Annotated in this window: 31 protein-coding genes and 1 pseudogene; 22 read left to right on the top strand and 10 right to left on the bottom strand. The window is 67.9% G+C overall.

All coding sequences use genetic code 11. From position 1 onward, the window contains the following. Positions 1–20: 20 nt before the first annotated feature. Positions 21–1322, top strand: coding sequence for a solute carrier family 23 protein (locus tag ACAV_RS00640; RefSeq protein ID WP_013592646.1), 1302 nt, complete (start codon positions 21–23; stop codon positions 1320–1322). Between the two features lie 17 nt (positions 1323–1339). On the opposite strand, the gene ACAV_RS00635 is transcribed toward ACAV_RS00640, so the two are convergent. Continuing rightward, positions 1340–2068: a TFIIB-type zinc ribbon-containing protein gene (locus tag ACAV_RS00635; protein WP_013592645.1), complete on the bottom strand. Its 729-nt coding sequence runs from the start codon at positions 2066–2068 to the stop codon at positions 1340–1342. A 217-nt stretch (positions 2069–2285) separates the two neighbouring features. Here ACAV_RS00635 and scpC point away from each other — a divergent pair, with 217 nt between their 5' ends. Together scpC and ACAV_RS00625 are read left to right on the top strand one after the other, a co-directional pair. Continuing rightward, complete coding sequence (gene scpC, locus ACAV_RS00630) at positions 2286–3809, top strand: succinyl-CoA:acetate CoA-transferase ScpC (protein ID WP_013592644.1); 1524 nt, start codon at positions 2286–2288, stop codon at positions 3807–3809. 109 nt (positions 3810–3918) lie between these two features. Continuing rightward, positions 3919–4341 carry a hotdog fold thioesterase gene (locus tag ACAV_RS00625; RefSeq protein WP_013592643.1) on the top strand — a complete coding sequence of 141 codons (423 nt, stop codon included), beginning with the start codon at positions 3919–3921 and terminating at the stop codon, positions 4339–4341. Here the strand turns inward: ACAV_RS00625 and ACAV_RS00620 are convergent, their stop codons facing one another. The 5 genes from ACAV_RS00620 to ACAV_RS00600 form a co-directional block, all read right to left on the bottom strand. Then, complete coding sequence (locus ACAV_RS00620) at positions 4342–4983, bottom strand: SAM-dependent methyltransferase (RefSeq protein ID WP_013592642.1); 642 nt, start codon at positions 4981–4983, stop codon at positions 4342–4344. Next, positions 4980–5768: a PIG-L deacetylase family protein gene (locus ACAV_RS00615; protein ID WP_013592641.1), complete on the bottom strand. Its 789-nt coding sequence runs from the start codon at positions 5766–5768 to the stop codon at positions 4980–4982. Before ACAV_RS00615 ends, ACAV_RS00620 begins: the two co-directional genes overlap by 4 nt. After that, complete coding sequence (locus tag ACAV_RS00610; RefSeq protein ID WP_013592640.1) at positions 5756–6814, bottom strand: acyl-CoA dehydrogenase family protein; 1059 nt, start codon at positions 6812–6814, stop codon at positions 5756–5758. Before ACAV_RS00610 ends, ACAV_RS00615 begins: the two co-directional genes overlap by 13 nt. Continuing rightward, positions 6811–7509, bottom strand: a complete 699-nt coding sequence (locus ACAV_RS00605; RefSeq protein ID WP_013592639.1) for a glycosyltransferase family 2 protein — start codon at positions 7507–7509, stop codon at positions 6811–6813. Before ACAV_RS00605 ends, ACAV_RS00610 begins: the two co-directional genes overlap by 4 nt. 181 nt (positions 7510–7690) lie before the next feature. Then, positions 7691–8278, bottom strand: coding sequence for a cob(I)yrinic acid a,c-diamide adenosyltransferase (locus ACAV_RS00600; protein ID WP_013592638.1), 588 nt, complete (start codon positions 8276–8278; stop codon positions 7691–7693). A gap of 157 nt (positions 8279–8435) precedes the next feature. Between ACAV_RS00600 and ACAV_RS00595 the strand changes: the two genes are divergently transcribed. The 12 genes and pseudogenes from ACAV_RS00595 (at position 8436) to ACAV_RS00555 (ending at position 16634) form a co-directional block, all read left to right on the top strand. Next, the gene (locus tag ACAV_RS00595) at positions 8436–8834 is read left to right on the top strand and encodes an EF-hand domain-containing protein (protein ID WP_013592637.1); all 399 of its coding nucleotides are present in this window, start codon (positions 8436–8438) and stop codon (positions 8832–8834) included. 191 nt (positions 8835–9025) lie between these two features. Continuing rightward, positions 9026–9538, top strand: coding sequence for a hypothetical protein (locus ACAV_RS00590; RefSeq protein ID WP_013592636.1), 513 nt, complete (start codon positions 9026–9028; stop codon positions 9536–9538). An 80-nt stretch (positions 9539–9618) separates the two neighbouring features. After that, a complete protein-coding gene (locus ACAV_RS00585; RefSeq protein WP_013592635.1) occupies positions 9619–11043 on the top strand; it encodes an FAD-binding oxidoreductase in 1425 nt (474 codons plus the stop codon). 22 nt (positions 11044–11065) lie between these two features. Continuing rightward, complete coding sequence (locus ACAV_RS00580; RefSeq protein WP_013592634.1) at positions 11066–11362, top strand: YciI family protein; 297 nt, start codon at positions 11066–11068, stop codon at positions 11360–11362. 619 nt (positions 11363–11981) lie between these two features. Then, the gene (locus tag ACAV_RS23930) at positions 11982–12230 is read left to right on the top strand and encodes a hypothetical protein (protein WP_013592632.1); all 249 of its coding nucleotides are present in this window, start codon (positions 11982–11984) and stop codon (positions 12228–12230) included. Between the two features lie 121 nt (positions 12231–12351). Beyond that, positions 12352–12731, top strand: a pseudogene (locus tag ACAV_RS25220) (DUF1010 domain-containing protein). Between the two features lie 7 nt (positions 12732–12738). Next, a complete protein-coding gene (locus ACAV_RS24400) occupies positions 12739–13332 on the top strand; it encodes a hypothetical protein (RefSeq protein WP_157768701.1) in 594 nt (197 codons plus the stop codon). 374 nt (positions 13333–13706) lie between these two features. After that, the gene (locus tag ACAV_RS00575) at positions 13707–14204 is read left to right on the top strand and encodes a hypothetical protein (protein ID WP_244875513.1); all 498 of its coding nucleotides are present in this window, start codon (positions 13707–13709) and stop codon (positions 14202–14204) included. A gap of 204 nt (positions 14205–14408) precedes the next feature. Further along, positions 14409–15017, top strand: coding sequence for a protein-S-isoprenylcysteine O-methyltransferase (locus ACAV_RS00570; protein WP_013592629.1), 609 nt, complete (start codon positions 14409–14411; stop codon positions 15015–15017). A 37-nt stretch (positions 15018–15054) separates the two neighbouring features. Then, a complete protein-coding gene (locus ACAV_RS00565) occupies positions 15055–15507 on the top strand; it encodes a hypothetical protein (protein ID WP_013592628.1) in 453 nt (150 codons plus the stop codon). Positions 15508–15649: 142 nt separating this feature from the next. Further along, complete coding sequence (locus tag ACAV_RS00560) at positions 15650–16060, top strand: HdeA/HdeB family chaperone (RefSeq protein ID WP_013592627.1); 411 nt, start codon at positions 15650–15652, stop codon at positions 16058–16060. A 109-nt stretch (positions 16061–16169) separates the two neighbouring features. Then, positions 16170–16634 carry a type II toxin-antitoxin system RatA family toxin gene (locus tag ACAV_RS00555; RefSeq protein ID WP_244875512.1) on the top strand — a complete coding sequence of 155 codons (465 nt, stop codon included), beginning with the start codon at positions 16170–16172 and terminating at the stop codon, positions 16632–16634. A gap of 317 nt (positions 16635–16951) precedes the next feature. Here ACAV_RS00555 and ACAV_RS00550 read toward each other — a convergent pair whose 3' ends face one another. After that, the gene (locus tag ACAV_RS00550; protein WP_231502405.1) at positions 16952–17482 is read right to left on the bottom strand and encodes a YopT-type cysteine protease domain-containing protein; all 531 of its coding nucleotides are present in this window, start codon (positions 17480–17482) and stop codon (positions 16952–16954) included. A gap of 528 nt (positions 17483–18010) precedes the next feature. Here ACAV_RS00550 and ACAV_RS00545 point away from each other — a divergent pair. Then, positions 18011–18382, top strand: coding sequence for a hypothetical protein (locus ACAV_RS00545; RefSeq protein WP_013592624.1), 372 nt, complete (start codon positions 18011–18013; stop codon positions 18380–18382). A 12-nt stretch (positions 18383–18394) separates the two neighbouring features. Here the strand turns inward: ACAV_RS00545 and ACAV_RS00540 are convergent, their stop codons facing one another. Both ACAV_RS00540 and ACAV_RS00535 read right to left on the bottom strand, forming a co-directional pair. Further along, entirely contained in the window at positions 18395–19306 is a 912-nt protein-coding gene (locus ACAV_RS00540; protein WP_225981614.1) for a hypothetical protein, read from the bottom strand. 52 nt (positions 19307–19358) lie between these two features. After that, positions 19359–20645, bottom strand: coding sequence for an MFS transporter (locus ACAV_RS00535; protein WP_013592622.1), 1287 nt, complete (start codon positions 20643–20645; stop codon positions 19359–19361). Positions 20646–20710: 65 nt separating this feature from the next. On the opposite strand from ACAV_RS00535, the gene ACAV_RS00530 reads away from it, so the two are divergent. From ACAV_RS00530 to ACAV_RS00510, 5 genes are all read left to right on the top strand, one after another. Then, on the top strand, positions 20711–21625 hold the full coding sequence (locus ACAV_RS00530) for an AraC family transcriptional regulator (protein WP_013592621.1): 915 nt from the start codon (positions 20711–20713) through the stop codon (positions 21623–21625). Positions 21626–21690: 65 nt separating this feature from the next. Then, entirely contained in the window at positions 21691–22356 is a 666-nt protein-coding gene (locus ACAV_RS00525; protein WP_013592620.1) for a flavin reductase family protein, read from the top strand. 123 nt (positions 22357–22479) lie between these two features. Next, positions 22480–22698, top strand: coding sequence for a hypothetical protein (locus ACAV_RS00520; protein WP_013592619.1), 219 nt, complete (start codon positions 22480–22482; stop codon positions 22696–22698). 12 nt (positions 22699–22710) lie between these two features. Next, the gene (locus ACAV_RS00515) at positions 22711–23019 is read left to right on the top strand and encodes a hypothetical protein (protein ID WP_013592618.1); all 309 of its coding nucleotides are present in this window, start codon (positions 22711–22713) and stop codon (positions 23017–23019) included. Between the two features lie 31 nt (positions 23020–23050). Continuing rightward, positions 23051–23362, top strand: a complete 312-nt coding sequence (locus ACAV_RS00510; protein WP_013592617.1) for an antibiotic biosynthesis monooxygenase family protein — start codon at positions 23051–23053, stop codon at positions 23360–23362. Here the strand turns inward: ACAV_RS00510 and ACAV_RS00505 are convergent. After that, positions 23323–23808 carry a carboxymuconolactone decarboxylase family protein gene (locus tag ACAV_RS00505; protein WP_013592616.1) on the bottom strand — a complete coding sequence of 162 codons (486 nt, stop codon included), beginning with the start codon at positions 23806–23808 and terminating at the stop codon, positions 23323–23325. The genes ACAV_RS00510 and ACAV_RS00505 overlap by 40 nt on opposite strands. 97 nt (positions 23809–23905) lie before the next feature. On the opposite strand from ACAV_RS00505, the gene ACAV_RS00500 reads away from it, so the two are divergent. Then, complete coding sequence (locus ACAV_RS00500) at positions 23906–24895, top strand: LysR family transcriptional regulator (protein ID WP_013592615.1); 990 nt, start codon at positions 23906–23908, stop codon at positions 24893–24895. Positions 24896–24985: the final 90 nt, after the last annotated feature.

Here is a 24985-nt window from a genome sequence, read left to right as displayed (position 1 = left end):
CGTCCAAGGAGTCCATCACCGTGTCCACCCCCTCTTCTTCGTACTTCACCCGCTGGCGGCTGGCGTCGCCCGCCGAGGGCGCCGTGGTCGCCCCCGACGAGCGCCTGCCCTGGGGGCAGACCGCCGCCATGGGCGTGCAGCACGTGATCGCCATGTTCGGGGCCACCGTGCTCGCACCCATCCTCATGGGCTTCGATCCCAACGTGGCCATCCTGATGAGCGGCCTGGGCACGCTGATCTTCTTCCTGGTTACGGGCGGCCGCGTGCCGAGCTACCTGGGTTCGAGCTTCGCCTTCATCGGGGTGGTGATCGCCGCCACGGGCTACACCGGCCCGGGCCCGAACGCCAACATGGCCCTGGCGCTGGGCGGCATCATCGCCTGCGGCCTGCTCTACACCGTGATCGGCGCCATCGTGCAGGCCGTGGGCACGGGCTGGATCGAGCGCTGCATGCCGCCCGTGGTGACGGGTGCGGTGGTCGCGGTGATCGGGCTCAACCTCGCGCAGGTGCCCATCAAGAACATGGCGGCCAACAATTTCGAGAGCTGGATGCAGGCCGCCACCTTCGTGTGCGTGGGCCTGGTCGCCGTGCTCACGCGCGGCATGCTGCAGCGGCTGCTCATCCTCGTGGGCCTGATCGCCGCCAGCGTGCTGTACGCGCTGCTCACCAACGGCCTGGGCCTGGGCAAGCCGATGGACCTCTCCGGCGTGCTGGCCGCGCCCTGGCTGGGCCTGCCGCACTTCGCCGCGCCTGCCTTCAGTGCGCCGGCCATGCTGCTGATCGCGCCCGTGGCCGTCATTCTGGTGGCCGAGAACCTCGGCCACGTGAAGGCCGTCACCGCCATGACCGGCCGCAACCTCGACCGCTACATGGGCCGCGCCTTCATCGGCGACGGCATCGCCACCATGGCGAGCGGCGCGGTGGGCGGCACGGGCGTGACCACGTATGCCGAGAACATCGGCGTGATGGCCGCCACCAAGATCTACTCCACCGCCGTGTTCCTCGTGGCCGGCCTGATCGCGCTGGTGCTGGGCTTCTCGCCGAAGTTCGGCGCGCTGATCCAGGCGATCCCGCTGCCGGTGATGGGCGGTGTCTCGATCGTGGTGTTCGGCCTCATCGCCGTGGCCGGCGCCAAGATCTGGGTGGACAACCGCGTGGACTTCTCCGACAACAAGAACCTCATCGTGGCGGCGATCACGCTGATCATCGGCACGGGCGATTTCACGCTGAAGTTCGGCGACTTCGCGCTGGGCGGCATCGGTACCGCCACCTTCGGGGCGATCGGGCTCTACGCGCTGCTGAACCTGCGGCGCGGCCGCTGATCCGGGCCTGCAGCCGCTCAGCGCTTCAGCAGCGACCAGACCAGATCCACCCCGGCCGAGAGCAGGTCGAACCCCTCGGAGGCGGAGGATGAGGTGAACGCCTCGCGCTGGCGTTCCCGGCGCTCCCGTTCACGCTCGCGTTCCATCGCGATGAGCGCGTCGGCCAGGGCCTCGGGCCGGGCGGGCTCGGATACCGCCTGCGCGGCGCGGGCATGGCGCTCCTGCGCCTTGTCCACCGCCCGCGGATCGAGCAGCGACAGGGCCGAGCGGCAGTACGGGCATGCATGGTCGTTGCGGATATCCACCGCGCCGCCGCAGGCCGTGCACGCGATGGTGCCCACACGCTCGGCCAGGGCATCGATTTCCAGCGGCGAGAGGTGGCGCACGAAGCCCTTCTCCACCATGAAGGAGCCGAAGGTGCTGAACCGGCCGTGGCGCGCCGCGCAGCGGTAGGTGCGGTAGCGCCCGCCCTGGCCCAGGTCGAACCCCGGCTCCAGCGCCTTCGCGCAGCGCGGGCACTGCATGCGATCGGCGAGCGGGCGGTGCGCGTCGCCGCGGTGCCGGTGCAGCAGCTCGAACAGCTCCAGCACCGCGCCCGGCGCGAGCCGCGTGTTTTCCCGCGGATCGAACCACAGGCCCTGGCAGGCGAAGCACAGGTCGATGTGCAGGTCTCCGCCGTCGCGCGCGGCGAAGCGGTGGTTCTCGGCGGGCTGGCGGCAGGAGGGGCAGGGGCTGGGCGAGGGCATCGCGGTGCATGTTACGGCACGGCCGGTCCGTCCTCGCACCCCGACCCGGCCTCGCGCCGACCGGTGCCTGCACGCCCGCTGCCGCGCACGCAATGTCGGCCGCGTCACGCTGCGGTGCCCCGGGCCGCCCGGCCTGCAGCTCGGCCGTGCCAGGACGCTAAGATTTTTGCATCCGCCTCCTCCCGGCTTTCCACGCGGCCTCGCGCCCGGCTCTTCCATGTCTTCCTTCGATACTTCCCGCATCCAATGCCCCGTCCTGCGGGACAAGCTCATGACGGCCGAGCAGGCCGCCGCCCTGATCCCGAACGGCGCGCGCGTCGGCATGAGCGGCTTCACCGGCGCCGGCTACCCCAAGGCGATCCCGCCTGCGCTCGCCGCCCGCATCGAGACGCTGCACGCCGCAGGCGAACCCTTCAGCATCGGCCTGTGGACAGGCGCCTCCACGGCTCCGGAGCTCGACGGCGCGCTCGCCAAGGTGGGCGGCGTGAACATGCGCATGCCCTACCAGTCCGACCCGACCTGCCGCGCGCAGATCAACGCGGGCAAGATGCAGTACGTGGACGCCCACCTGTCCCACGTGGCGCCCTACGTCTGGTTCGGCTTCTGGGGCCGGCTCGACGTGGCCGTGATCGAGGTGGCCGGCGTGCTGCCCGACGGGCGGCTGATCCCGTCGTCCTCCGTGGGCAACAACAAGACCTGGCTCGACCAGGCCGACAGGATCATCCTGGAAGTGAACGCCTGGCAGCCCGAAGGGCTGGACGGCATGCACGACATCTACTACGGCACCGACCTGCCACCCAACCGCGTGCCGATCCCGCTGGTGCACCCCGGCGACCGCATCGGCGAGCCCTACCTGCGCTGCGACCCGGCCAAGGTGGTGGCCGTGGTGCCCACCCATTCGCCCGACCGCAACTCCGTCTTCAACCCGCCGGACGATACCTCGCAGCGCATCGCGGGCCACATCATCGAGTTCCTGCAACACGAAGTGCGGCACGGCCGGCTGCCGCCCACGCTGCTGCCGCTGCAGTCGGGCGTGGGCAACATCGCCAACGCCGTGCTGGCAGGGCTGGACGCCGGCCCCTTCCAGCACCTCACGGCCTACACCGAGGTGCTGCAGGACGGCATGCTGGACATGCTGCGCTCCGGCACGCTGGACAGCGCCTCGGCCACCGCCCTGTCGCTGAGCCCTGCGGCCACCGAGGAGTTCACGCGCAACATCGGCTTCTACCGCGAACGCATCGTGCTGCGCCCGCAGGAGATCAGCAATCACCCCGAGCTGATCCGCCGGCTGGGCCTCATCTCGATGAACGGCATGATCGAGGCCGACATCTACGGCAACGTGAACTCCACGCACGTGATGGGCTCGTCGATCATGAACGGCATCGGCGGCTCGGGCGACTACGCGCGCAACGCCTACCTTTCGATCTTCATGACGCCCTCGCTCGCCAAGGGCGGCAGCATCTCGTGCATCGTGCCCATGGCCTCGCACGTGGACCACACCGAGCACGATGTGCAGATCCTCGTCACCGAGCAGGGCCTGGCGGACCTGCGCGGCCTCTCGCCCTCGCAGCGCTCGGAGGTGGTGATCGAACGCTGTGCGCACCCCGACTTCCGCCCTGCCCTGCACGACTACGTGGCACGGGCCCGCGCGAGCGGCTGCGGCCTGCACACGCCGCACCTGCTGGGCGAGGCGCTGTCGTGGCACGAGCGCTACCTGCGCACCGGCACCATGCGCGCCTGAAAGGACACGGACGGTCCGGCGGGCCCGGGGCGCCCTGTCCCGGGCGGGCCTGCAGGAAAAGCCGGCGCCTCCCATAATCACCGGATCGCACCTGAAGGAGACATCGCCCATGCCGATCTGGAAGCAGCCCATCGACCTGCACAACCTGAACCACCCGGCCACGCCGAACGCGGTGACCCACCTGGGCATCGAGTTCATCGAGATCGGCGACGATTTCCTGCGTGCCCGCGTGCCGGTGGACGAGCGCACCAAGCAGCCCTTCGGCCTGCTGCATGGCGGCGTGAGCGTGGTGCTGGCCGAGACGCTGGGTTCCGTGGGGGCGTTCTACGCCTCGCCCGAGGGATGCCGCGCGGTGGGCCTGGACATCAACGCCAACCACCTGCGATCCGCCACCGAGGGCTGGGTGACCGGCACCGCCCGTCCCATCCACATCGGACGCACCACGCACGTGTGGCAGATCGACATGGCCAACGAGGCTGGCGACCTCACCTGCGTCTCGCGCCTGACCATGGCGATCCTCGCGCCGCGCTGATCAGTCCGCCCGGCCTTCGCGGCAGGCGACGGACTCCGTCGCCGCAGCCCACACCCCCAGGCGGAAATCCGCGTCCACCGTGTCCACTACGCGGTGTAATGCCATCGCGCTGTCCAGCCGCGCATGCGCCGCATCGCCGCCGAGGGCGCATCCATCGATCGGCCGGCGCCAGTGGCATGCCGCGACCACGCCTTCGGGCGCAAGCGAGGCGCGCACGCGCTGCGCCAGGCGGTCGATGCCGGCGGGGGCCAGGTAGTACACGAACTCACTGAGAACAATCAGGTCGAAGGCGCCTTCAGGCCATTCGTCCGGCACCCACATGCGCCGCAGCGTCACGTGGGGATGCGAACCCAGGCGCTGGCCGGCGATGGACAACGCCCCCGCGGCGCCGTCGGTGGCGAGCAGCCGGCCGCAGCGCGGGGCCAGGTCGGCCGTGAGCATGCCCGAGGCACAGCCGGGCTCGAAGGCGCGGGCATAGTGCTCGTGGGGCAGCGCCGCCAGCAGCATGCGGCGCTTGCGGGCTTCATACCAGCTGCCGTCGAAGTGCCAGGGATCGTCGCTGCCAGCGTACATCGCCTCGAAATGCTGCAACGGGACCGCGCCTCCATCCGCGCAAGGAAGGACATCCGACGGCATGGTCATGCCCCCGGAAGGAAGAAGTATTCGAGCGGCCAGCGGGCACGCTCCAGGATCGCGCCGTCCAGCACGGGCGCCAGGCCCTGGCCGCGCTCGGAAAGCTGCGACCGGTGGCGTGCGAGCGCCGCCTGCTTGGCCGCCGCGGCCCCGGCCGGGGGTTGGAAGGCACAGAGCCGGTGCCACGGTACCTTCGGATGCTCCGGCTCCGCCCAGTGCCACATCCACACGGGCGCCTCCCACAGCAGTGCGCCGGCCCTGCGCGCCGCGCCGGCGGCAGCCAGGCCGCAGGCCTCGTGGTCCGGGTGCCCGTCGAGGCACCACGTGGTCACTACGGCATCGTCCGGGCGCAACAGCGTGCCCAATGCCTGCTCGAGATCACCAACGCGCTCCTGGAGAGCGCCGTCCGGCAGGCCGAGCAGCAGCAGGTCGGCCGTGCCGGCGCCCAGCGCATCCAGGCCCTCCACGCGCTCCCGGCGGCGCATGGCGGCGGTATCCGGTGCGGACCAGCCCGGTACGTCGCGGTGGCTGGCTTCGCCGTCGGTCACGCCGATGATCAGGACATCGCCACCCCGGCGGGCATGGGCGTGCACCAGCATGCCGCAGGCCAGCAGTTCGTCGTCGGGATGCGGCGCCAGCACCACGAGGCGCTGGGCAGCGCCGACCATGGCCGAGACGGGCATGCAGGCGCCGCTGCGGCGGGACAGCTGCTCCTGCCAAGCCTGTGACGTGCAGCGCGGGCGGCCGATATCGATCTGCCGTTCGACCGCGCGGTCTGCCGTCAGATCGACCATGGTGCCTCCTGCGACTGCGCCAGGCATTCGCCCATGGCGGCATCGTCGCGTTCCGCATGGCTCTGGCGGATGAAGACCGGCAGGTCCGCCGCCCTGCGCGCGAATCCGGCATCGCGGCACCAGGGCGTGGCCCCCAGTGCCCGGCCCACCTCGTCGAGCACGCACCGCGCGCCCGCCTCCGCCGCCTGCCGCACCCGCAGGGCCGCCAGCCGCGCGTCGCCTCGTGGATGCGCGTCGATCCAGCCGGCCGCCTCGCGCAGCAGCGCCGCCGAGCCGGCCAGCACCCGATCCACCCTGCCCAGGGCCGCGAGCCGGAAGGCCGTGCGCTGCGCCTCGGGAGCCTGCGCGACGGCCGCGTGCAGCGCGCGCGCCAGGGCCACCGCACCGCCATGCCAGCACGCCGCGACGCCAGCGCCACCGTGCCAGAACCCGGGCCGCCGCAGATAGTCGCCCACCGCGCCCACGGGAACGGCCGCAACGCCGTCGAACAGCACATCGACGCTGGCGCTGGCGGCCATGCCCACGGCATGCCAGTCGTCGCCGGAGAACGACACGCCCGGCTGTCGCATGTCCACCGCCACGAGCTGCGGCCCCTGGCCGCCGGGATGCCAGGCAGTCAGCAATCCGTGGCTCACATGCTGCGCGCCCGAGCACCAGGCCTTGCGTCCGCGCAGGAGCACCGACCCATCCGGGCCGGCATGCACGGTCGTGCGTGCGCCGGGCGCCTCCGCGGCCCAGGTGCCCCATGTCGATGCAGGGGTGCTGCCCGCGATGCCCGCCGCAGCGCCCAGTTCGCGCAGGATGGCGAGCGCGTCGGTATGGCCTTCGTAGAGTTTCACGAGCGGGAGGTCGTGCGCAGCCACCTCGCCCAGCGCGCGCCAGCGGTCCGCCGTAGCGCCCCCACCGGGCGCCGGAAGGTCCGCGCAGCCCGCATCCACCAATGTCCGCAGGCCGTCCGCCGGACCGGTATCCGTGCCGAGGCCTGCCAGCACGGATCGCAGCGTGGGCAGCAGCGCCGCGCCGTGTCCGGGATCGCGCATGGTCATGCCACGCCTCCCGCAGCGGCCGAAGCCATGGCCGCCGGCCCCGACAGGCCCGCGAGGCCTGCCAGGTAGGCGCCGAAGCCGTCCGGCGCGCGCCAGCGGCGCCGTGCGCTGGTCACCACGCGCGGCAGGTCGGTCCACGCGATGGAGGCGCCCGCCGCCTCGAGCGCGCGTACCAGGGCCACGTCCTCGCCCGTGCACAGCTCGGGAAAGCCCCCGGCCTGCACATAGGCGCCCGACGCCACGCCGAGGTTGGCGCCATGGATGTGCCGGTGTCCCGGTGCGTCGGAATAGGCGGCCAGGTAGCGCTGCTGCACATCACCGGAATACCCGGTCCAGTCGCGCACTTCGACGGTGCCGCAGACGACGTCGCTCGCCATGGCCAGCTGGCTGGCGATCCAGTCGGGGGCCACGGTGCTGTCGGCATCGGTGAAGCCCAGCCAGCGGGCGCCCGCATCCAGGGCCGCGCGGGCGCCTGCCGCGCGGGCCGCGCCCACGTTGCGGCGCTCCAGCGCCAGCGCCGTCACCCTGTGGCGCCTCGCGATATCGGCCGAGCGGTCGGAACAGGCGTCGAGCGCGACCACGATCTCCACGCCCTCGCCACGCAGCCGGGGATGGGCCGCGGCCACGCGCAGGGCGCGAAGGCACTCGTCGAGGCATTCCTCCTCGTCATGGACCGGAACGACGATGCCGATCATCGCGGCCACCTCGCGGCACACGGGCCGGGCACTGCTCTGTCCGTACTGCCGGGCTGCCGGCGGCCCGCCTTTTCACCGCACTCCATCGATGTCCTGCTTTCCTTTTGTTGCCAGAGGAAAGTAATGCATGGGTTCTCCCATCAGCCGTAGGAGAACAGGCCCATCTGCGGAGCGCTGCCGGCTATCCGGCGTCGGGACCTTCGTCCTGCGCGGCAGCGCGCGCCATGCGGTCGCTGCGCCAGTACACGTCGTCGCCCCCTTCCATGCGGTTGAGCACGCGGGCGAGCACGAAGAACAGGTCGGACAGGCGGTTCAGGTACTGCCGGGGTGCGGGCCGCAGGCCCTCGGCCTCGCCCAGGGCCACCACGGCGCGCTCCGCACGGCGCGCCACGGTGCGGCAGATATGCGCCTGCGACGCGGCACGCGTGCCGGCGGGCAGGATGAACTCCTGCAGGCGCGGCAGCGTGGCGTTGTAGCGCGCCAGGGCCGCGTCCAATTGCGCGAGGGCACCCTCCTTGAGCAGCTCGAAGCCCGGGATGGAAAGTTCGCCGCCCAGGTCGAACAACTGGTGCTGCACGTCGCCCAGCAGCGTGCGCACGTCCTCCGGCAGCGGCTCGCAGAGCAGCAGGCCGATGTGGGAGTTGAGCTCGTCCACGTCGCCCATGGCGTGCGGCCGGGCGCTGTGCTTGGAGACGCGGGAGTTGTCGCCCAGGCCGGTGCGCCCGTCGTCGCCCGTGCGCGTGGCAATCTGTGTCAATCGGTTGCCCATGGGAGCCTTCCGGAGGGATTGGGGAGAAGAGGCGCCATTTTCCGTTACATCCCGGGCGCGAATGTGTACTCGGGCAACAGCGGGCAAAAGCGCTGGCATGGCAGGGCATGCTGCGGTGGAATGAAGGCCTGTTCAACTTCTACGGAGCCTGACATCCATGCCAGCTACGCAGCAACGACGACCCACCCTCTCCTTCGATGCCCGCAGCGTGATGCTCTTCGCGGCCATCGCCGTGGGAAGCGCCGCGGCGCATGCACAGACCTCCCCCACCACGCCCTCGGCGGGAACGCACTCCACGCCATCGCATTCCGGCGCCACCTCCATGGGCGCCCAGGGCCTCTCCGCTGCGGGCAGCAACCGCGCCACCTTCGGGGGCACCTCTCCCACCATGTCGGCCAGCGCCTCGTTCGACCGTGCGGACGCCGACAAGGACGGAAAGCTGAGCGCCCAGGAGGCCGCTCGCCTGCCCGCCATCAGCCAGCATTTCAAGGAACTGGACACCAACCATGACGGTGCCCTGTCCCGTACCGAATTCGAGGCAGGCGCCAAATCCTGACGGCCCGCCTCCAGCGTCCTGCTGACGTTCTGTGATTGCGCAACTACCACGAGAACTCCAGCGGATTACATCTCCCCGACCCGACCCGCATGGCAGGAGGCATGCGGGTTTCGGTGCGTCTGGATATGCTCGACGCTTTGTCGCTTGGTCACGAGAGTTGTCGTGAAGCGCACTTACGAAGTTCCCGCCATATGAAGAACAGCGTTACCGCCCGAGCGCTCCGGCACGCAGGCACCTATGGCTTGGCCGCGCTCGTTACAGGGCTGCTGCTTACGCCGCTGTCTTACCTGGCCATCGGCATGCTCGGTGAATTTTCTGCGGCATTCGCCCTTCTCTTCGTTCCACCGTTGATCGCCTGCGAGGGGTTCCTGCTCCACCAACTGCTGTCACGCGCACCGGATGGGGGACTTTCGAAAGCAAAAGCCGCCGCGGCGATGGCGTCGTGGGCCTATGTCGCGTTCTTCGCGGTGGTCATCTCCGGCGCGAGGCTGCAGGTCGGCTGGGCTCGGCTCGGCGGGTGGTGCATGCTGTGGCTGGTCTGCAGCGCTCTGGCATATCCGATGCTCGCACTCTGGTGTCGCAATGCCTCGCTGGTGCGACGCACTGCGGGCTGGAGGCATGCGCCGTGGGTATTCCTGTGCGTCTTCTCGATGGCCGCCGGGATGTGTCTGCACTATCTGGTCACACCCCAGCGGTTTCCCTGAACCGCCCCCTGCCTTCCAAGGGGGACACGCCGCCAGCAGACAGGGTGCCTAGAATGGATCTTCCCCAGGAGACACCCGCCATGAACGCCCCCACCGCCACCGCCCACCTGTTGCCCGAGATCCGACTGCGCCCCGTGCCGCAGGCCTTCATGGATGCGCTGCAGGCGCGATTCGGCACCCAGTGCTCTCTGGCCCAGGCGGTGCGCGAGCAGCACGGACGCGATGAAGGCTCGATGCAGGCGCCGCCGCCCTCGGCCGTGGTCTTCGCCGAGAGCACGCAGGACGTGGCCGATGCCGTGCGCCTGGCCGCGCAGCACGACGTTCCCGTCATTCCGTATGGCGCGGGCTCGTCGCTCGAAGGCCACCTGCTCGCCATCCAGGGCGGCATCAGCATCGACGTCTCGCGCATGAACCGCCTGCTGAGCGTGGACGCCGACGACCTCACCGTGACCGTGCAGCCCGGCATCACGCGCAAGCAGCTCAACGAGGCCATCAAGGACACGGGCCTGTTCTTCCCGATCGATCCGGGCGCGGACGCCAGTATCGGCGGCATGGCCGCCACGCGCGCCAGCGGCACCAACGCCGTGCGCTACGGCACCATGCGCGAGAACGTGCTCGCGCTCGAAGTGGTGACGGCATCGGGCGAGACCATTCGCACCGGCACCCGCGCCAAGAAAAGCGCCGCCGGCTACGACCTGACGCGCCTGCTGGTGGGCAGCGAAGGCACGCTGGGCGTCATCACCGAAGTCACGCTGCGCCTCTACCCATTGCCCGAGGCCGTGAGCGCCGCCATCTGCTCCTTTCCGAGCATCGAGGCCGCCGTGCGTACCGTCATCCAGACCATCCAGCTGGGCGTGCCCATTGCCCGCGTGGAACTGATCGACGCCAACACCGTGCGCATGGTCAACGCCCACAGCAAGCTCGGCCTGCGCGAGGAACCGATGCTGCTGATGGAGTTCCACGGATCGCCCGCCGGCGTGCAGGAACAGGCCGAGACGGTGCAGTCCATCGCACAGGACTGGAACGGCAACGCCTTCGAATGGGCCACCACGCCCGAAGAGCGCACGCGCCTCTGGACCGCGCGGCACAACGCGTATTTCGCGGCCGTGCAGAGTCGCCCCGGCTGCCGCGCGATCAGCACCGACACCTGCGTGCCCATCAGCCGCCTGGCCGACTGCCTGCTCGACTCCGTGACCGAGGCCGACGCCAGCGGCATCCCTTACTTCCTCGTCGGCCACGTGGGCGATGGCAACTTCCACTTCGGCTACCTGATCGACCCGGACAGCGACGACGAGCGCATGGTGGCCGAACGGCTCAACCACCAGCTCGTCGCCCGGGCCCTGGCCATGGGCGGCACCTGCACGGGCGAGCACGGCGTGGGCATCCACAAGATGGGTTTCCTGCTGGACGAGACCGGGCCGGGAGCCGTGGGGATGATGCGGGCGATCAAGCAGGCGCTGGACCCGAAGAACATCCTGAATCCGGGCAAGATTTTCGAGATGTGACCAGCCAGAAGCGCATCGCCCTATGCTTTTCGCCGTCCTCTTCACTGACAGGCCCGACCAGGGTGACGTGCGGGCCGCACATCTTCAGGCGCACATTGCTTGGTTGGAGCAGCACAAGGAAATCATTCCGGTCGGGGGCTCGCTGCGACAGGAGATGGGGCAGACGCCGAAAGGCGGATTGTGGGTGGCCGAGGCTGATTCGAAAGAGCAGATCGAAGAGCTGTTGAAGTCGGATCCCTTCTTCATTGCCGGGCTCAGGCAGAGCCATGAAATCCTGCATTGGTGCAAGGCCAATGCCGATCGCAAGGCGCTTATCTGATGTCGGTGCGCTTCGAAGGCGCCATCCACGCCTGGAACGACGAACGCGACTTCGGCTTCATTCAGCCCACGCAAGGCGGGCCTCGGCCGGCATAAGCGCCACCGGCAGACGCTGTGGCCGCTTGGCCTGTACCACCTCTTCCAACCAAAGCAGCTCCATCCCTAAAACTTGCTTGTACAAATACAGGATCGCCGCCTTGGCTTGGTTCTGGTGGATGCCGATAGCTGTCTTTCCACCGCCAAATGGCTCAGGAACGCTTCGACCTAGCCCGCGCCCCTATCCTGCGGATGGCGTTTGCCGTGAAAGAGAATGAAATGGAGCGACGCGCCCAGTCGATATAAGCTTGTTCGGTGCGAATGCTGTAGTGCCGCGTCGAAGATTGATGCGCATTCGCTCCAGCAGCTTGGGCTGACGAGCTTCAGCGAGCGATTCAGACTCTGGAACCAGAAAGGGTTCATCCGGGAAATTCCAGGTTTACCTAAACAGGTTGGCGCTAGGGTTTGCCTGGGGATGCAACGAAGAGTGTTGTGTTGGCCGACTACGGTTGGTAGGATCAGCGTCGTCTAAATCTGTTTAGGCCACACAGTTGACCCACTGATTTTTAAAGGGAGAGAGAAGCATGTCGTCGTATTCCAATGAATCCGTCCTCAAAGAAATCGTGCCGTCCAAAACATGGTGGACGACGATTTACAACCCCGCTGACACAGTACCCGTCTCTGGCATCTATCGTTGCTTGGGATGCAATCGGGAGATCACCTCGAATGAGAGCGACCATTTTCCTCCACAGAACCACCACCAGCACACGTCGGCGCAAGGAAAGATTCGTTGGAAGCTGAATGTGCGTACCAACACAACAGGCGAGCTGTAGGCAGGCGCGCTACCGACAGGACTAGCGCAAACGTGCAATGCAAGTCTTGCTTCTATTCTAGGTAGTAGCCTAACTGGCTGGTCAAGCGGACGCCAACAAGGGCCATGCCTACTCCATTATCATGGCTCTTACTAGTGCCCTATGTACCTTCGGCGCTCCGGCGCCGCTTACCTTAGGCGTTAGCCGCTTCGTATTCCGTTTTATGCAGTCCCGCATTTTCTCCAGCGCCGCGCCCTCGCCCCAGGTTGCATCTTTGGGCTTTAGGTTCTGTGCCAAGTGTCCCCTGACTGCGTTGCGCCAGTTTTCAGCCTTCTTGGCCTCTGGCGCTTATAAATGTATCGCTAGCGGCTATCATTCTTGCAGCGCTTCGCCGCTTCCTTGGCGCAGTGTTTTTCTTGGGCTGCGCCCGTCTTTAATTCTGCGCGCTCCCTTTTGGCCTTATGGTCTAACATTTCGGTCAATCCGACCCGCCTTCGGCAGTCGGCCTACCTCCGCCGTTAGTTTGCACATGCCTCAATACCCATCAAACATCACTTCAGCCCTCAGTGATAGCGCATCTGACTTTATAGAAATCGTATGGCCAGCAATTTCACCGCACATTGGAGGCGGAAGACTACTGCCTGTTGAAGCAGTTTCTCCTGAAGATTTTGCAAGTGAGCTCGACCTTATGGCAGGTATTGATGCTTGGCAAATTGTTAAAAACAATCAAGGTATGAGAGGTATAGCAAGCCGCGTTCAGTGGGGAAGTAACTATCAATCTTTCTCTATACGTTATTCAACCCCAACGGGAGCGGAAACCGAATATCAAAAAAGACTGCGAGCTATAAAAAATCCAAATGAAGGATATCTCTCGCCGCACATGACAATACAAGCCTTCCTAGACAGTAAAAAGGGTGAACTACTGGCAGTAGCTGCTATTCCCACAAGGCATTTAATTGAGCAGGCAGAACGTTTAATTGGCTGGGGGCAAATAAAGGGGGGTGAAGACTCTCGATATGGCATAAGAAAATCCCCTGATGGCCGAGAATTTATTTATCTTTCATGGCAATATATAAATAATAGCCAAATCAAAGATCATCTTATTTGGTTGATAAAAAACTAACCTGTCGCTCAAGCCGTCCCGCCGCCGCCGGCGGTTGGCTTATCTTGTTCGTTAGGGAAGGTCTGCAAAACCCCGCCGCTGACTGGCGCGTAAAGTGAGCCGCAGGCAAGATGGCGAGCATTGGCTCCATGCTGCTTACCAAGAGAACTTTTGCGTAAATGGCAGGGCGCACTCGCAACACATCGGACAGGTCCGTGAAATCACCACTTTTCTGTTTTTCTCCCTCGATTGTTGGAAGTCAGCTCTCTGCAGAAGAAATTAACCCCCATGGAAGGCCAGTCGGTCCAGCCAGCCGGATACCATGCACAGCTCCACCGCCTTGCGATATGACACCGACCGGTCACCACGCCATGCTGCTGCCACACGACGATGCCATGCAATTCATCAAGGCATATGAAGCCGTCCTTATTCAGGTCCTGATCAACGAAGGCAAGGAGCCGACAAGGAGCGTGATCAAGGATCTCGCCAAAGCCAGAAACTTGGTGAAGGCCGACATGGGTCGTCTTCACCGAGCCATGGCAATGGTGAAGTCCACGGGTGACGGGTTGGTACCGCAGATCGAGAACGCGCTCCCGACAGTGCGCGCCGGGCGATGGTTCTACCTGCGGAGTACGACCCGGTATGCACTCATGCTGGATGCCGATTTGAAGAATGCATACGCCGTGAAAGGCCTGACCACGCCACTGCATGAGCTGCTGGGCGGCACGACCGTGGTGGTCGAGATGGCAATCTTTGAATTCAAAGGCGAATTCGTGTGCGACGGGATCATTGCTGATCCGGTGTACATCGGGCCAGGCATTCGCGCCGACCTGAACGCCACCTACGCCACCATCAAGGCCGAGGGGCGCTTTCACAGGCGCTGTGCTGGCTGACGAGAACGAACCTTCACATGCCTGGACAGCGAGGCCGGAGGTAAGCGCGCCGCAAGCATGCGGTTGGCCGCATGGAAAGTGAGCCCAGGCGCCGTTTATGGCGATGCAAAGCTTTGGGTACTGCTCACCATCCATGTCTCGGAACAGAATGGCCTGCGCTTGCCGACCCGAACGGCAGAGCAAAAACTACAGGGAGGGAAACCCATGCATCTTCACGCACCCCAGGCGGCATTCCTCGTGGGCCTGCTGGCCTACCAGGCCATCCGCATCGTCTATCAGCGCCGCGCACGCGCTGCCGGCCCGTCCAGGGCGAGCTATTCCAGCCGCCAGGACAAGGCGCTGATCGCGCTGGTGGCGATCGGGCAGATGGTGCTGCCGCTGGCGTACATCTTCACGCCCTGGCTCGATGGAGCCTCGCATGATGTAGCCCCCGACGTGCTGCCGTATGCCGGTGCGCTGGTCTGGGCCGCGGGCCTGTGGCTGTTCTGGCGCGCCCACGCGGAGCTGGGCACGTGGTGGTCGATCACGCTGGAGATCCGGCACGACCACCAGCTGGTCCAGCGTGGCGTGTACCGCGTGGTGCGGCATCCGATGTATGCCGCGTTCCTGCTGTTCGGCGTGGCGCAGGCCCTGCTGCTGCCCAATGCCATCGCGGGGCCTGCGGCCCTGGTCGCGGTGGCGATTCTCTGCATCGTGCGCATCCCCCGCGAGGAGGCCATGATGTGCGACGTGTTCGGGCAGGCGTACCGCGACTACATGCGGAGCACGGGCGCGGTCATTCCGCGGCTGGTGCCACGGCGCCGCATCGCCTGACCGCAGCCCCCTTCCGGATACCCGTACGTCACCACGCATGCACACGACCCGCTCTCCCGACGGCACGCACCGCGCAGCCCTGCACTTCGAGGGCGAGATCCGCTTCGGCCCGGAGTATTTCCGGCTGGCCATCGATGGCCGCGAGGTGCCGCACCGGATCTTCGGCAAGCCGCTGTGCTGGTCTCCCGATGCGCGCGTGGTCGTGGCCCAGGAGTGGCTCACCACCGACTATGGCGAGGGCCCAGTCACCTGCGCCGCGCTGATCGATGTGCAGGCCTGGGCGATCGCCCGGCTGGAGGTGGCGGTGAAGGGGTTCGCGGAGGACTTCCGGTTCGACGCCCAGACGCTGCGTTATCGCTTGCGCTTTCCTGCCATGGGCGAGGTGTTCGATGTGGCGGTGGAGACGGATGCGGTGCATGCGTGGACGGGCATCGATGTGCAGCCCCGGACGCAGGCGCCGGATCCGCCTCACCCTCTAAGACCTCTCTAAGTCTGCAGTCCTAGGATGAAACCGTCGTTGAAAGCCCTGGCGATTTCACTGTCGCGAGGTGCGGACGACACGGTACCGGCATGCCGCCGCCGATGCGGCCCATGCACCGGAGCCCATCATCATTCGATCGAGGAGTGACACCATGAGAGTTCTTGCCCGCCTGTCCGTCCTGACCCTTTCTTCCCTGGCCGCCGCCGCGGCCATGGCGCAGACGCCGAGCCCCGCGGCACCATCGGCAGCGGCCACGAACCCGGCGGCCGCCACGGCACCGGCGCCGGCAGCGAAGGCCCGCAAGCCGCTGGTGAAGACCACGTGCTCCGACTATGTCGGCATGGACGAAACGATCAAGCCCAAGTTCATCTACTACGCCGTGGGCCACACGCAGGGCGGCAAGAAGGAAGCGGTGTTCGAGGAGGACGCCATCGAGAAGATCAAGCCCGAGCTGGACCAGTACTGCTCGGTGCACCTGACGAAGTCCGCCTATGCGAAGGTGATGGCCAGCAGCATGGCGTCCGAGGGGACTGCGGCGCACGGGCATTCGAAGGCCAAGTGACGGGGTGGTCGCGGCGGGGCTTCCTGCCCTGCCACCGGCTGCCATGCGATAGTGGCGCCTCCAAAGCCACAACCAACCGGCGGCAAGCAGCCTGCCGCCGATGCACTCCATGGCACTCGTGGAACGCCACACGGATATTGCCGCGCCCGCCGATGTCGTCTATCGCGTGTCGCAGGACTATGCAGTCCGCTATGACTGGGATCCTTTTCCGGAGAACATTGCCGTGGTCTCCGGCCCTCCGGGCGGCCCATCGGTCGGCACCCGGGTCCACATCCGCTCCAGGCTGGGCATGGACATGCTGGTCGAATTCGTCCAGGTGATGCCGCCCCACCGGGCGGCCGTGAAGATGGTCGATGGCCCCTGGTTCCTGGCTCGGTTCGCGGGTTCCTGGATATTCCAGGAGATCAACCCGCACGCCACCACGGCGCGCTTCCGCTACACCATCGTCGCGCGGCCCGCGGTGCTGCGCTTCGTGATCGAGACCGCTGCTGCGTGGTATTTTTCACGCGTGGTCGAGAAGCGGCTGGCAGGCCTCAAGGCGTACTGCGAGCGCGATGGGCGAACACCGGCATGAAGGGGCAATGCATGGTGGGAAACAGTTTGACCGGGGTATCGACAACAGGCACCTGCGTGCTGGGAATCGCCGCAGGCCTGTATGGCGCATGGTAGGTTTCCTGGCTCGCGCACGCCCTGTATCTGGAAAGAGCCGGCAGCTTCGATGCACTCAATACGGTGATGCTCGCGAGCTTTCTGATGGCCGCAGCGGTGCTGTGCCCGTTGTTCTGTGGGTTGTTGCTGAAAGTCTTGCGACGCTGGACAGCGCGGAGGAAGGCAAGCCGCCGAGGCGGTGGTGGTCCGGCCCGGGCATGCCTGGCCCCACCGCGGAGAACATCAGTGCATCGTCTGCACGGTGAAATTTCTCAGAATGTGCCCGTTGGGATGCTTGTAGCGGTTGCCCAGGCTCTGCAGCAAGTCCTCCACGCTGCGTGAAGAGGCCTCCAACTCTCCGTAGTTCGGATCGAAGAGCGTCGTTCGACCCGCCGATGCCGATGTCGCAACGGTGTGGGCCATTCCATCCGTGAAATACAGTCCAAGCAGGTGCCGCGTCCCATTGCGGGAAATCGCGCGAGCCACGTCGGCCAACGCATGGGGCCGGTAGCTTTCCTGGCTGCCTGCAGGGCGCAGGCCCGTCGCGCGCAGCATGTCGTTCTGCGACCTCAGGTCGGCATCGATGGCATTCATTCCCTGCACACGCAGGGCATCCTTACCCTGCTGGTATTGCTGCTGCTGCCATGCCGCCTGGGCGTGGCTTTGGGTGCCTTGCGCAAGGGCAGCCATGCGATCGGAAGGGCTTCGCTCAGTTCGAAGAAGCCATTGCGCGACGAGACCAACGCAAATACCGTCCCTGTTGGCCTGCTCCAGTTCGGCTGTCCGGTAATTGAACAGGGACGTGCTGTGCCGCGGCGGGGATTCGATGCCGGAACTGGAACTGGATGCACTGGACGTCGGGCTGGTGGCGCTGGAGTAGCTGGGGGAACCAGGGTGCGCAGGGTTCTTGCCGGCGCAGGCGCCTTTCCTGTCGGGCCAGGCGGGCGGCAGGGATGCGCGGGGCGCGAACATTTGCACAGAGAGCGAAGGCTGCGGCACACGTCCTGGAGCAGGCGGCTGGCAGCCGGCTCCATGCGCATGCGAGCCACGGCGCCCTGATGGAGAGGCTGGGCGGTGGGGCCCGGTGGCCGTCCCTCCATGGGACAGCGTGTGCGAAGTGGTTCTCTGGATACGATTTTCCATGGGTTTTTTAATTTTCCAAAAACCGCGATTCCAGACAAATCCCGGCAACAGCGCCTGTCCAGTGCGAAGCCATGGGGCCGAATGAGAAAGAAATACCCGAGCCGTGCAATAGTGGAGCAACGACACACTCCACCCGGCGAAGAAGAGCGGGAGACTCCCATGAAATGCTTCGTACACCATGACTCGGATGCCGTCGGCACCTGCCGCGCCTGCAACAAGGGACTGTGCCCGGCCTGCGCGACCGACCTGGGCCATTCCATCTGCTGCGCTGGCGAGTGCGAGACCAAGGCCCGCACGCTGCATTCGCAGGTGCAGCAGAGCGCAGTCGTGCTCACGGCGCAGCGGCGCAACCGGTTCCTCGCGCCCATCTTCTTCATCGGGGCCGGGGCCATCTTCATCGTGTTTTCCAGCCAGGGGCGCGGGCCATGGCCCAGCTTCGCGGATGCGATCGGCCTGGGGTTCATCGTGTTCGGGATCATCCTGGGCTTCGTCAGCCAGCGCTACGCGCGGGAACTGGAACGCAAGGCCTGACGGCCAGGCAGATCACGCGGACCGGTTCCACCCTCCCAGCGCCACCTTCGCGGCCAGCCACGCGATCAGCGTGCACAGCGCTGCCAGCGCCGCGGTGAACACCAGCTGGATGGCGAACGGACCCGGCGCGGCGCTCCAGTCGTAGTGCCGCGCCCCACCCGCCCGGGGGTGAACGACGAGGTGGCCGGTCTGCACGGCGCCGGCGACCTGCCACGCCAGCCAGGCCGCGAACAGGGCTGCCAGCGCGGCGCCTGCGGCCGCCATGCAGCGGCCGGGCAGGCGCAGCCGGGGCGTGTCCACGGGGGGTTCGGCCACTTTCGGCAGGCTGCGCACCTGCCGCCTGAGGGCGGCCGACCGCGGCGGGAGCGGTTCCCCCTCCAGCGCCACGGGTACGCCCAGGAATCCACCGGCCGCGCGGGCCGCTGCGTCCAGGCGAGAGGCGGCGCCGGCCCGGGGCAGGACCACCCAGGCCAGCACGCGGGGGCCGCCGTGCACGCAGCGCAGGACCAGTTCTTCGCGCCGCAGCCCTCCGCGGCCATGCGGGACGCGGCGCAGCCAGATGGCGTCGATGTGCGAGAGGATGACGCCCATGTCGCGCACGCTGGGCGCTCCCCGGAAATGGCGCAGGGCTTCGCCGGTACCCTCCAGGCGGGACAGCCGGGCTTCGCGGCTGCGTGGCGCGAAACGCAAGAGGGCGACGCCTGCGCCGCAGAGCAGCACGCCCCACAGGGCCAGCACCGCCACGGCCCACGGAGCTTCCGACGCGAGGCGTGCACGGGCCTGCGGATCACCCACCCACAGCGCCGCCACGATCCAGGGAAGTGCCGCCAGCAGGCCTCCGGCCAGCAGCATGGCTGCCGCCCGCAGGCGCGGCCGCACGCAGATGCGCAGGCACTCCCCGCCGTGCAGCTGTTCGATCAGCACGCCCGGCAATGCGCGGCGCCCCCTCTGGATGCGGATGCGGTGGAGCGGCCGCTCATGCCGCGGCCATGCGCTGCGCGCGCGCCCGGGCCGCGACGCCGATGCCCACGACGCCCGCCGAGGCCACGCCCAGCACCAGGGCAGCGGCCGAGCCGTAGAAGATGCCCGAGGTCATGCCCGCGTCCAGCATGGCGCCGAACACCGGCGCGGCCACGCAGAAGCCGAGATCCAGGCCCGAGTACACCGTGCCATAGACGCGGCCGGTGGCGCCGGGGGGCGCGGCGCGCTTGATGAGCATGTCGCGCGAGGGGCCGGCCAGGCCGGTGCCCACGCCCGCCAGCGCCACGAAGACCATGGCGGCCATGCCCGGCAGCAGGCCGGTGCCCGCGGCGACCAGCAGCACGGCCGTGGCCAGCAGGCAGACGGTGATGGTGCGCTCCAGCCGGGCCACGCGGCCGGCCAGGAAGCCGCCGACCACCATGCCGGCGGCACCGCACAGCATGTAGCCGGTGACGACCATGGACGTGACGGACAGCGGCAGGCCGTACATCTTCTGCAGCGTGGGACCGGCGAAGCTCTGGATGACGCTCAGCGAGCAGGTGGTCCAGAAGAAGAACGAGAAGCACAGCCACACGGAGGGCAGCCTCAGGAAGGCCATGGGGTGTTCGGCCGGGGCACCGGCTGGCGCGGCGGCCGCACCGGGCTTGCCTGCGGCGGGTGCGGCCGTGCCCCGGCGGTCGTCGAGCGCGTCGCGGTTCAGGACCATGATGGACAGGATGACCAGCGCCAGCAGGCCGCCGCAGAGACAGGCCGCCCGCCACGAGCCGGTGGCCGCGGTGATGCCGGCCATGAAGACGGGCGCGGTGGCCCAGCCCAGGTTGCCGGAGATGCCGTGCACCGAGAAGCCGTGGCCCAGGCGCTGGGGCGACACGCGCTTGTTGAGGATGGTGAAGTCCACCGGATGGAAGGGGGCGTTGCCCAGGCCCGCCAGCGCCGCGGCCGCCATCAGCCCGGCATAGCCGGTGGCGATGCTGGCCACGAGGCCGGAGAGGACGAAGCTCGACAGCGCGAAGAACATCACCGGACGCGCGCCGACCCGGTCCACGATGAAGCCCGACAGCGCCTGGCCCAAGCCGGAGATCACGAAGAACACCGACACCAGCAGGCCCAGCTCGGAATAGCTGTAGCCGAACTCCGCGATGAGGAACGGGAACAGCGGCGGCAGCAGCAGGTGGAAGAAGTGCGAGGAGCCGTGCGCCAGGCCGATGAGGCCGATGGTGCGGGCGTCTTCGCGCAGCGTGGCGTGAGCGGTCGCCGCGGCGGGCGCATGGGTCGATGTCATGCCGGTGATCTTAGGCAGGCGGTGCGCGTCTGAATTACGATAGTCTGCCAATCGCTGTCGAGAACATGCCAAACTCCCCCAAGCCGCCGGCCACCGTGCCTGCCGGGCGCACCGCACCGCCCCTGCCACGCGCCCCACAGCGGCGCATGGTGGCTTTCGTGCCCTCGCTCACGCCGCACCTCTTCGTGCCCAGCGCAGCACGGCCGATGCGCGCCAAGCACCGCCAGCTGAAGGCCGGTACGCAGGTGATGCCGCACTGCCACCCCTGGGCGCAGGTGGCCGTATCGACCACGGGCGTGATCCGCCTGACGGTGGCCGAAGGCACCTACACCGTGCCGCCGTCGCGCGCGGTGTGGATCCCCCCGGGCGTGGAGCATGCGGTGACCGTGGTGGAAGACGCGGACATGCGCACGCTGTACCTGCACCAGGCGCGCGGGCGCTGCGGCCCGGGCGTGGCCCGCGCCGAAGAGCCGCATTGGCGCCAGTGCCGCGTGCTGGAGATGTCCGAGCTGCTGCGCGCGCTGGTGTGCGAGATGCCCACCGGGAGCGACGACGCGCCCCCGCTTGCGCCGGAGGTCCTGCGCCGCGAACGCCTTCTGAGTGCTCTGATCCGCGAAGAACTGTGCAGCGCCAGCGCCGTGCGCCTGGGCGTGCAGCTGCCGCGCGACAAGCGCCTGCGCCATCTGTGCGAGGCAGTACTGGCCGACCCCACGCGCCACGAGAAGCTGGCGGACTGGGCGCGCGACACCGGTGCCAGTCCGCGCACGGTGGCACGGCTCTTCCGGCAGGACCTGTCCACCACCTTCACGCAGTGGCGCCAGCAGGTGCTGCTGGCCCAGGCCGTGGCGCTGGCGGCGGGGCGCCGGCCCGTGAACCAGATCGCCGCAGAACTGGGCTACAGCAGCCCCAGCGCCTTCAGCGCCATGGTGCGGCGCGCGGTGGGCGTGCCGCCGGCGCGGTTCCTGGGCCTGCAGGCATGAGCCGCGCCCCCTCGAGCCACCCGGCGCGGTGGCTGCGCCGGGTGCGGCATTGCAGGGGCGCGCCAATGCCGGTATGGTGCCTGCGCATGAACGCACCCACTCCACCCTCTCCCGATGCGCGCTTCCACAGCTACCAGCCGCGCCAGGGCCACCGGCTGCCCCACGACCCCTTCAACGCCATCGTGGGGCCGCGCCCCATCGGATGGATCAGCACGCAGAGCGCGGCGGGCGTGCGCAATCTCGCGCCCTACAGCTTCTTCAATGCGTTCAACTACGTGCCGCCCATCGTGGGCTTCGCCAGCATCGGCGCGAAGGACACGCTGGCCAATGTGCAGGCCACGGGCGAGTTCGTGTGGAACCTCGCCACCCGCGACCTGGCCGAGGCCATGAACCAGAGCTGCGCGGCCGTGCCGCCCGAGGTGGACGAGTTCGTGCTGGCAGGGCTCACGCCCCTGGCCTCCGAGCGCGTCGCGCCGCCGCGCGTGGCCGAAAGCCCCGTGACCTTCGAATGCCGGTGCACGCAGATCCTGCAGCTGCAGGGCGCGGACGGGGTGCAGGTGCCCACCTGGCTGGTGCTGGGCGAGGTGGTGACGATCCACATCGACACGGCGCTGCTGAAGGACGGGGTGTACGACACGGCGAGCGCCGGGCACATCCTGCGCGCGGGGGGGCCCGCGGACTATTTCTCGGTGGGCCCGGAGCAGAAGTTCAAGATGTACCGGCCGCGGTGAGGCCGGAGTAACGCGGCAGCGCTTATGCTCATGCATGGCAGCGTTGACGTATTCCACTGCCGGGCAACCGCCCCGCTGCCGCCACGGTGCCCGCGCAGGACCCTTCCGGAAAGAACCGACACCATGAACGCCACCCGACTCGTCGCCCTTGCCCTCATCGTGGCCGGCGCGCTCGGCCTCGCCTATGGAGGCTTCAGCTATACCAAGGACACCACGGTGGTGAAGCTGGGGCCGCTGGAGATCTCCGCCAAGGAGCAGGAGCGCGTCAACGTCCCGCTGTGGCTGGGCATCGGCGCCATCGCCGTGGGCGGACTGCTGCTGGCGGTGGGCGGCCGGAAGTAGGGCCAGCCTTGCATGGGCACGCTCCGCCGGAGATTTCCCTTTCTCGCCCGCCATTGGTTCGGTGCGCTGTGCACGCTCCTGGGCCTGGCGCCCCTCGTGCTCCTGCTGGCCTGGTGGCCGCTGGCCACGCTGCTGGAGTGCTCCGGCAACGAGGGCTCGGGCATGCACTGCGCCGCCGCGCCGGGGCTTTCCGACATGGCGTACACGCTGTTCATGGTGGGTGCCTGGGGTTCGATGTTCACGCTGCCGGCGGCGCTGTCGCTGTACCTGGTCGGGGCAGCCTTGCGCTGGCTGCTGCGTGGGCCTGGCGCATCCCGGTGACGCGCCGCGATCGTCACCACGGAGACCCCGGATGATTCTCGAAGCAGCCCCCCTGCAGGTGCGAGCCGGCCAGGAAGCGGCGTTCGAAGCCGCCTTCCTGCAGGCACAGCGCATCATCGCGTCCATGCCGGGCTACCGGTCGCACCGGCTCGAGCGCTGCATCGAACGGACGGGCGAATACCTGCTGCTGGTGGAGTGGGACACGCTGGCAGCCCACGAGCAGGGTTTTCGCGGCTCGCCGCAGTACCAGGAATGGAAGCGGCTGCTGCACCACTTCTACGAGCCGTTTCCCGTCGTGTCGCACTATGCGGCGGTCGATGGAGCCTCGTCCCCTGTGTCCTGACCCTCGCCGCGCAGCGGCAGCGCGATGCCCGACGCGGCGAACACCTCGCGCACCACGCCCAGCGCATTGAGCGCGGCCGGGAAGCCGGCATAGACGGCCATCTGCATCACCACCTCGACGATCTCGGCCGGGGTGCATCCCACGTGCAGCGCGGCATGCACGTGCACGCGCAGCTGCGGCAGGGCATGCCCCATGGCGCACAGGGCCGCCACGGTGGCCAGTTCGCGTTCGCGCAGGCCCAGCGCGGGCCGGGCGTAGATGTCGCCGAAGGGGAATTCCACCAACAGGCGCGCGAAATCCGGGAAGGACTGTGCCAGTTGCTCCACCACGGCCAGGCCGGCGGGGCCGTCCACCTGGGCGAGCATGCGGGTGCCGCGCTCGTGGCGCGCGCTGCCGGTACCGGGAGGCGTGGCCAGGGGATGGGTCGATGGGGATGCGTGCCGCATGCAGGGTTCCTTTCGGGGGGTTCGGTTGGGGGTCGTCCGCGAATGTAGGCAGCTTGCGGAATGCTGGGAATGACCGTTTCGGTGATACCTTTTCGGTATGTCTTCCAAGCTCGATTCCCGCTCGCTCGCCCTCTTCCTGGCCGTGGCCGACGCCCTGAGCTTCCGCCAGGCGGCGGAGGCACTGCATCTGTCGCAGCCTCCCCTGAGCCGCGCGATCCGCGATCTGGAGTCGCGGCTGGGCATGCCGCTCTTCGACCGCCACGCCCGCGGCGCGAGCCTCACCGAGGCCGGGCGCCGGCTGCTGCCCTACGCACGCGGCGTGGCCGATCTGCTGCGGCAGGCGGAGGCCGCCTTCCAGGGCGCCGCCGTGCCTGCCACGCTGCGGCTGGGCCTGACCAGCGCGGCCGAGCCGGCCTGGTTCCGCGGGCTGGCGGACCGTGCGCAGGCGCTGCAGCCCGGAGTGCGCGTGGAGGTTTTCTCGGACACGTCGCCACGCCTGGTGCGGCAGCTGCGCGCAGGCCGGCTCGATGCCGCCTTCATCGCGCTGCCCACCGATGTGCGCGGGCTCGATGTGCTGGAGATCGACCGCCTGCCCATGGTGGTGGCGCTGCCCTCCGCGCACCCGCTGGCGCGGCGCCGGATGCTGCGGCTGTCCGACCTGGCGCAGCAGCCTGTCTTCTGGTTCGAACGCGCCCGGCAGCCCGCGTTCTACGACCATTGCCAGCAGGTGTTCGAGCGGCACCGCTTCGCCCCGCCCAAGCTCCGCGAGCCGGCGGACCACCACGTCCTGCTGGCCGAGGTGGCGGCCGGCCGGGGCATGGCACTGCTGGCCAGTTCCTTTACCGGGCTGCGGCGCGCTGGCGTGGCCTACCGGCGCCTGGCCGAGGGCGATGCGCTGGCCCTCGGCATCGGTCTCGTCACGCCGTCCGGCCAGACTGCGCTGCGCGCGCTGCTGTCCAGGGCCGGTGGCGTGATGCGGACATCGCACGCCGGACATCGAGATGTTGCCCAGCGGATGGCGGGCCGTACGGAAACCGATCTGATCGTCCCGGGGTGCGTAGCCTCGAATGAGTGCGGCCTGGGATGAGCTTCGCGACTCCTTCCATAGCGTCACTCGTACTGGAGTTGACCCGGTTCCGTGGACACATCATTCCTGCCGGTCGCAGCGATGCGACTT

It is taken from the genome of Paracidovorax avenae ATCC 19860 (assembly GCF_000176855.2).
GTDB lineage: Bacteria > Pseudomonadota > Gammaproteobacteria > Burkholderiales > Burkholderiaceae_C > Paracidovorax > Paracidovorax avenae.
Note: the sequence above shows the minus strand (reverse complement) of the source record. Positions and strands in the feature narration are given on the sequence as shown.

Bases quoted from the DNA above. Each gene is read 5' to 3' on its own strand.
- ACAV_RS00635 (WP_013592645.1), bottom strand. From the start codon at position 2,068: ATGCCCTCGCCCAGCCCCTGCCCCTCCTGCCGCCAGCCCGCCGAGAAC.
- scpC (WP_013592644.1), top strand. From the start codon at position 2,286: ATGTCTTCCTTCGATACTTCCCGCATCCAATGCCCCGTCCTGCGGGAC.
- ACAV_RS00625 (WP_013592643.1), top strand. From the start codon at position 3,919: ATGCCGATCTGGAAGCAGCCCATCGACCTGCACAACCTGAACCACCCG.
- ACAV_RS00620 (WP_013592642.1), bottom strand. From the start codon at position 4,983: ATGACCATGCCGTCGGATGTCCTTCCTTGCGCGGATGGAGGCGCGGTC.
- ACAV_RS00615 (WP_013592641.1), bottom strand. From the start codon at position 5,768: ATGGTCGATCTGACGGCAGACCGCGCGGTCGAACGGCAGATCGATATC.
- ACAV_RS00610 (WP_013592640.1), bottom strand. From the start codon at position 6,814: ATGACCATGCGCGATCCCGGACACGGCGCGGCGCTGCTGCCCACGCTG.
- ACAV_RS00605 (WP_013592639.1), bottom strand. From the start codon at position 7,509: ATGATCGGCATCGTCGTTCCGGTCCATGACGAGGAGGAATGCCTCGAC.
- ACAV_RS00600 (WP_013592638.1), bottom strand. From the start codon at position 8,278: ATGGGCAACCGATTGACACAGATTGCCACGCGCACGGGCGACGACGGG.
- ACAV_RS00595 (WP_013592637.1), top strand. From the start codon at position 8,436: ATGCCAGCTACGCAGCAACGACGACCCACCCTCTCCTTCGATGCCCGC.
- ACAV_RS00590 (WP_013592636.1), top strand. From the start codon at position 9,026: ATGAAGAACAGCGTTACCGCCCGAGCGCTCCGGCACGCAGGCACCTAT.
- ACAV_RS00585 (WP_013592635.1), top strand. From the start codon at position 9,619: ATGAACGCCCCCACCGCCACCGCCCACCTGTTGCCCGAGATCCGACTG.
- ACAV_RS00580 (WP_013592634.1), top strand. From the start codon at position 11,066: ATGCTTTTCGCCGTCCTCTTCACTGACAGGCCCGACCAGGGTGACGTG.
- ACAV_RS23930 (WP_013592632.1), top strand. From the start codon at position 11,982: ATGTCGTCGTATTCCAATGAATCCGTCCTCAAAGAAATCGTGCCGTCC.
- ACAV_RS24400 (WP_157768701.1), top strand. From the start codon at position 12,739: ATGCCTCAATACCCATCAAACATCACTTCAGCCCTCAGTGATAGCGCA.
- ACAV_RS00575 (WP_244875513.1), top strand. From the start codon at position 13,707: ATGCAATTCATCAAGGCATATGAAGCCGTCCTTATTCAGGTCCTGATC.
- ACAV_RS00570 (WP_013592629.1), top strand. From the start codon at position 14,409: ATGCATCTTCACGCACCCCAGGCGGCATTCCTCGTGGGCCTGCTGGCC.
- ACAV_RS00565 (WP_013592628.1), top strand. From the start codon at position 15,055: ATGCACACGACCCGCTCTCCCGACGGCACGCACCGCGCAGCCCTGCAC.
- ACAV_RS00560 (WP_013592627.1), top strand. From the start codon at position 15,650: ATGAGAGTTCTTGCCCGCCTGTCCGTCCTGACCCTTTCTTCCCTGGCC.
- ACAV_RS00555 (WP_244875512.1), top strand. From the start codon at position 16,170: ATGGCACTCGTGGAACGCCACACGGATATTGCCGCGCCCGCCGATGTC.
- ACAV_RS00545 (WP_013592624.1), top strand. From the start codon at position 18,011: ATGAAATGCTTCGTACACCATGACTCGGATGCCGTCGGCACCTGCCGC.
- ACAV_RS00535 (WP_013592622.1), bottom strand. From the start codon at position 20,645: ATGACATCGACCCATGCGCCCGCCGCGGCGACCGCTCACGCCACGCTG.
- ACAV_RS00530 (WP_013592621.1), top strand. From the start codon at position 20,711: ATGCCAAACTCCCCCAAGCCGCCGGCCACCGTGCCTGCCGGGCGCACC.
- ACAV_RS00525 (WP_013592620.1), top strand. From the start codon at position 21,691: ATGCCGGTATGGTGCCTGCGCATGAACGCACCCACTCCACCCTCTCCC.
- ACAV_RS00520 (WP_013592619.1), top strand. From the start codon at position 22,480: ATGAACGCCACCCGACTCGTCGCCCTTGCCCTCATCGTGGCCGGCGCG.
- ACAV_RS00515 (WP_013592618.1), top strand. From the start codon at position 22,711: ATGGGCACGCTCCGCCGGAGATTTCCCTTTCTCGCCCGCCATTGGTTC.
- ACAV_RS00510 (WP_013592617.1), top strand. From the start codon at position 23,051: ATGATTCTCGAAGCAGCCCCCCTGCAGGTGCGAGCCGGCCAGGAAGCG.
- ACAV_RS00505 (WP_013592616.1), bottom strand. From the start codon at position 23,808: ATGCGGCACGCATCCCCATCGACCCATCCCCTGGCCACGCCTCCCGGT.
- ACAV_RS00500 (WP_013592615.1), top strand. From the start codon at position 23,906: ATGTCTTCCAAGCTCGATTCCCGCTCGCTCGCCCTCTTCCTGGCCGTG.